Here is a 5,865-nt window from a genome sequence, read left to right as displayed (position 1 = left end):
TGGCTAACCTCTACTTCTGTCTTCGGGGTTCGGGACTTTCACCCTATAGTTCATGTGCATGCCGGGCACACCAAAAAAAGACCATCTTAACATACAGTTAAAATGATCTTTTTCGAATTATTGACCTGCACCATGGCAGTTTTTAAATTTCTTACCGCTTCCGCACGGACATAAATCATTGCGTCCGACATTTTCAGCCTTACGGACAGGTTGCTTTTTCGGAGCTGAACCGCCATCCTCTTTCGGATTAACAGCTTGACCTTTTGCAACTTCCTCACGCTCTAAATTATGATGGATTTCAGCCTTCATCGCATATTTTGCTACATCTTCGCGAATGGAAGCGACCATATCCTCAAACATAGCAAAGCCCTCTTGTTGATACTCACGAAGCGGGTCATTTTGACCATATGCACGAAGATGGATACCTTGACGTAGCTGATCCATAGCATCGATATGGTCAATCCATTTCGTATCAATTGAACGTAATAAGATAACTTTTTCAAATTCACGCATACGCTCTGGTGTAAGCAGTTCTTCTTTTTCATCATAACGTGCTTGGACAGCGTTAGAAATTAGTTGGTTAATCTCTTCTGCAGATTTACCTTGGAAATCTTCCACCTTCAGAACGCCTTCATCTAATAGGTTTGCTGCGACATAGTCATCAATTGCTTTTAAGTGCCAATCCCTTTGCTCACCTTGTGTATACAATGCGACAACGTTGTCGATTGTTTCTTGAATCATAGACTCAACAAGCGTACGCATATTTTCTGTTTCTAATACGTCGTAACGCTCTTTATAAATAATCTCACGTTGCTGACGTAGCACATCATCATATTGTAATAGACGTTTACGAGCATCGAAGTTATTACCTTCAACACGTTTTTGAGCTGATTCTACTGCTCTTGAAACAACTTTAGATTGTAATGGCTGTGAATCATCCATCCCTAATTTCATCATCATGTTCTTCATATTATCAGAGCCAAAACGACGCATTAATTCATCTTCTAGTGACAGATAGAATTGAGTAATCCCCGGGTTCCCTTGACGACCAGAACGACCACGTAGCTGGTTATCGATACGACGAGATTCATGACGCTCCGTACCAATTACCGCTAAACCGCCAAGCTCCATTACACCTTCTCCAGGCTTAATGTCGGTACCACGACCAGCCATGTTCGTAGCGATTGTTACTGCACCCTGCGTACCAGCATTCGCAATAATTTCGGCTTCACGCTCATGGTTTTTCGCGTTTAATACGTTATGTGGGATTTTATGTTTATCCAATAAATTCGAAATAATTTCAGATGTTTCAATTGCAACAGTACCAACAAGAACAGGTTGTCCTGCTTTATGGCGCTCTGCAATATCTTCTGCCACCGCTTTATATTTTCCTTCCATCGAAGCAAAAATTAAGTCTGGACGGTCATCACGAGCTATCGGCTTATTCGTTGGGATCGCCACAACACTCATATTATAAATATTACGGAATTCCTCTTCCTCTGTTTTCGCTGTACCTGTCATACCTGAAAGTTTTTGATACATACGGAAGTAGTTTTGGAATGTAATTGTCGCCATCGTCATCGATTCATTTTGAATCTCTACGCCCTCTTTGGCCTCAATCGCCTGATGCAGTCCATCCGAGTAACGACGACCTTTCATTAAACGACCTGTAAAGCCGTCAACAATAACAATTTCTCCATCCTGAACAACATAATCAACATCATTATGCATACTTACGTGTGCCTTTAACGATTGGTTAATCGCATGGTTTAAACGTACATGCGTTAAATCAAATAGGTTATCAACGCCAAATGCTTTCTCTGCTTTTTCAACACCAGCATCTGTTAACGTAACACCTTTTGTTGACTCTTCATATGTGTAATCCGTTTCTGCACTTAACATACGACAAAACGCATTAGACTGTTTATAAAGCTGCGCTGATTTCCCAGCCTGACCAGAAATAATTAATGGCGTACGCGCTTCATCAATTAAAATAGAGTCAACCTCATCGATTACCGCATAATGTAGCGGGCGTTGTACACGTTCTTCTTTATAAAGCACCATATTATCACGTAAATAGTCAAAGCCTAGCTCATTGTTTGTACTATACGTAATATCAGCTTCATAGGCTGCACGTTTTTCTTCTTTTGACAGGCTGTTCAAGTTTAAACCAACCGTTAAGCCTAAGAAATTATACAAATGCCCCATTTCCTCAGCATCACGACTCGCTAAATACTCGTTGACTGTCACAACATGTACGCCTTTACCAGTAATGGCATTTAAGTAAACAGCCATTGTAGCTGTTAACGTTTTACCTTCACCGGTTTTCATTTCCGCAATATTACCTTCATCTAATGCAGCAGCACCCATAATTTGTACACGGAATGGGTACATCTCTAACACACGCTTTGACCCTTCTCGACAAACGGCAAAAGCTTCCGCACGAATCGACTCTAAATTCTCTCCGTCAGCAAAGCGTTTTTTAAATTCTTCTGTTTTCGCTTGTAATTGATCATCTGAAAGCTGTTCCATTTGAGAAGCGAATCCCTCAACCTGGTCAGCGATTTTTTCTAATTTTTTTAGTTCACGTTTATTGAAATCAAATAATTTATTTAATAGGTTTGCCATGAATTTTTTCACTTCCTATATAGTCTCAGCTATCATTTTACCATTGTGTAACAGTTTCATGCAAACAGAGTCCCTAGCATGAAAAGAAAGCTCTAAAAAAGGCTCCCGCTTTTCGCGAGAGCCCTTGTGTTAAAGTTTAAGTTGTTTCAATTAAGCCGTATTTACCGTCTTTGCGTTTGTAGACAATATTTGTGCCGTTTGATTCTGCATCTGTGAAGATATAGAAATCATGCCCTAGCATATTCATTTGTAAGACAGCTTCTTCTTGATCCATCGGTTTTAGATCAAATTGCTTTGTGCGAACAATAGAGTATTCTTCTTCCTCTGTTGTTGCATCAGCTGCTGCTTGAGAAGTAGCAAAATAAAGGCCTGTACCTTCGCGCTCACGGAATTTACGGTTTACTTTTGTTTTATGCTTACGGATTTGACGTTCTAATTTATCAACGATTAAGTCAACCGCAGCATACATATCATTATGACGCTCCTCTGCACGAAGAGTTAAGTTCTTCATTGGAATTGTAACTTCCACTTTAGTTTGCTTGTCATTATAAACCTTTAAATTTACGTTAGCGTTGGCGTTAACATCTTCGTTAAAATAACGTTCAACTTTGTCGATTTTGTTTTCAACATACTCTCGAATAGCTGGAGTTACCTCAATATTTTCACCGCGAATGTTAAAGTTTAACATGTAAACTCCTCCTTTATAACTGCTATACTATATATTTCTACACAAGTGTGTGAAATTCCTCTAAAATAATTCTTTTTTTCACAAAAAAATTTTTTTCCTGCAATAATGGGCATAATCGGCGAAAGCAAAAGAAGTTAGGCGAGGGATGAACAAAATCCATCACCACTGATGAATGTTTCACTTTATAAATGAATGTTATTTAATTTTGCCTCATCCGCTTCTTTTCTTCTGCGCAGCTTCAACTCTTCGACAATCAACTCTTCAACCGATTCTTGATTATTGAAATTCACGCCATACTGCTTGCCATTACCAAAAGGACGGCTCCAAATTATTTCACCATAAGCTCGTACCTCTTTTGTATCAAGAACAAATCGTAAATCCAAAGGACGAGGTTTGACACCTAAATCCACCTCAGTAAACATCTTTAAACCGCGTGGACTAATATCAAGCAAGTCAGCCATTGCCGTTTGCGCTTGATTGACTCTACCATCCTCATATATTGCAAAAGTCATTTTAACAGGCTCATCGAACTTAAATCGAAAGCCTTCTTGGCGTTTAAATTTCATCTACCCACCCCAATACTATTGTAAACATCTATTTAGCTTGATTATGACACGATGAATGATTTACATCTAGAGGGAATAAGTAACATATTTTGCCGGATAAAGACCTATTTTTAAAATAAATAAAACGATTCCCTTTTGTATGATATAAATGTCGTGTCCCGTCTTTCTTGCAAAGAAAAGAGACCATCTTGAATCGATGGCCTCTATGTTGTCTAAATTTGTCCAGTGTTTCCCTGACCGTATTGCTTTTGTCGATTGATGCGAATAACTTCCTTCCATGTATCACGGAATTCCGTCACTAATCCCTCAACTTCTTCAATAATAGCAATTTCATTTTTAATGTTTGCTTCGACTAGACGACGATTCATATATTCATATTGAGTTAGCTTATTTCTATTGGTCTGCCTTCACACCTAAATCACGGAAGATTTCATTAATCGGCGTGATTTCTATTATCTCCTCAACTAGCTGTACTTGAATTTTTGGGACCCTTCCTTCTCCAACACTGCTTACTTTTATAAAACTTCAATCTGCTGCTTTAAATAACGATTCTCAGTTTGTAACTTAGTAATTTCATTTACTGGTCCTTTGTCATAGGTATATTGTTTTCCTGCAGCCTGTTCAAGGCGCTGTAATTCGCCATTCTTGTACTATTTCATCCATATTTTTAGCTGAGAATAATTACGATTATCCGGTTCTTGTAAAACTTATTTTGTAGGAATTCTTGCTAATCTCAGTTCAATTGCTTTCATTCTCACTTCTAACGGGTAATTCTCTCTTGTCCCCATAGAAAAAACACCTTCACGTTGATTTGATAGGGTACATACCCGTTTTTCAACGAAAGATGTTTTTATTTATCTCTTTTTTAGGTCCGTTCAATAACAAGTTTGATACTATGTCAAGAAAATGGACAGGGAAAATTGAGATTTTGCTTTAAATCTAAGCGCGCTATCGCTTGCTCGCCTCACAAATAATTTAAGGGGCGTAACCCTTAAATTATTTGTAAGGTTAAAAGGGTTTAATTATATGACCTTAGTTTTCTGTGAAGTTTTGAAATACTGCTTTTCGTATGCAATGGGCGACATATAATTTGTAAAAGAATGGATACGCTTGTAGTTATAAAAACTAACGATATATTCAATGATACTTTTCTTGGCTTGATCTCTCGTTTTGTACTTTTCATGAAAAACTAACTCTCTTTTGATGACGCTATGAAATGACTCGATACATGCATTATCGTAACAGTTTCCTTTTCTACTCATACTTGTAATCATTCCGTTAGTTCGTAATACTTGTTGGTATTCCTTCGACGCATACTGGCTCCCACGATCTGAATGATGAATGAGCCCAGGCGTTGGGGTCTGAGTTCTGATTGCTCGTTTTAAGGCGAGGATCACTAATTCCTTTGTCATTCTCTCATCCATTGCCCAACCGATGATACGTCTTGAAAACAACTCCATAATCGTTGCTAGATAGAGCCAACCTTCACTGGTCCATATATACGTAATGTCAGCTACCCACGCTTGTCCAGGGCGTTCTACTTTAAATTGTTGGTCTAATAGATTTGGATACACTGGTAGATTATGTTTTGAATTCGTCGTCGCTTTGTATTTTTTTACTGTTTTTGAGCGAATGCCTTCTTCTTTCATAATTCGCGATACTGTTTTTTGCGATACAGAGACTCCTTCTGAATTCAATTGTTTTGTGATTTTCGGACTACCATAATTTCTTCTTGAGTCCAAATACACTCGTTTTATTTGGCTCGTTAACTTTTCTTTCCGTTCTTTTTGATTACTCTTTGGTCGGTTCAGCCACTCGTAGTAACCACTTCTTGAAACACCTAATACTTCGCACATCTTTGCCACACGGAATTCGTGTCGGTGCTGTTGAATAAAGTTGTAAATTACTTCCGGTCTTTTGCAAAGATGCCCATAGCCTTTTTTAAGATGGCATTTTCCTCTTCTAGGTCACGTATTCTTTTTT

3 protein-coding genes and 2 pseudogenes are annotated in these 5,865 nt (G+C 38.4%); all 5 read right to left on the bottom strand.

Annotation, left to right across the window (positions count from 1 at the left end):
* Positions 1-117 precede the first annotated feature (117 nt).
* Positions 118-2,628 carry a preprotein translocase subunit SecA gene (secA, locus tag AMS59_RS23820; RefSeq protein WP_053486189.1) on the bottom strand — a complete coding sequence of 837 codons (2,511 nt, stop codon included), beginning with the start codon at positions 2,626-2,628 and terminating at the stop codon, positions 118-120.
* Positions 2,629-2,764: 136 nt separating this feature from the next.
* Positions 2,765-3,316: a ribosome hibernation-promoting factor, HPF/YfiA family gene (hpf, locus tag AMS59_RS23815; protein ID WP_053486188.1), complete on the bottom strand. Its 552-nt coding sequence runs from the start codon at positions 3,314-3,316 to the stop codon at positions 2,765-2,767.
* Between the two features lie 182 nt (positions 3,317-3,498).
* Positions 3,499-3,882, bottom strand: a complete 384-nt coding sequence (locus tag AMS59_RS23810; protein WP_053486187.1) for a PilZ domain-containing protein — start codon at positions 3,880-3,882, stop codon at positions 3,499-3,501.
* Between the two features lie 212 nt (positions 3,883-4,094).
* A pseudogene (gene fliS / locus AMS59_RS24675) lies at positions 4,095-4,268 on the bottom strand (flagellar export chaperone FliS); the annotation flags it as partial.
* 636 nt (positions 4,269-4,904) lie between these two features.
* Positions 4,905-5,816: pseudogene (locus tag AMS59_RS23805) on the bottom strand (IS3 family transposase); the annotation flags it as partial.
* Between the last annotated feature and the right edge of the window lie 49 nt (positions 5,817-5,865).

Origin of the sequence: Lysinibacillus sp. FJAT-14745 (genome assembly GCF_001275675.1) — a bacterium.
Lineage (GTDB): Bacteria > Bacillota > Bacilli > Bacillales_A > Planococcaceae > Lysinibacillus.
The sequence above is the reverse complement of the archived record's forward strand: the minus strand, read 5'-3'. Positions and strand labels throughout refer to the sequence as shown.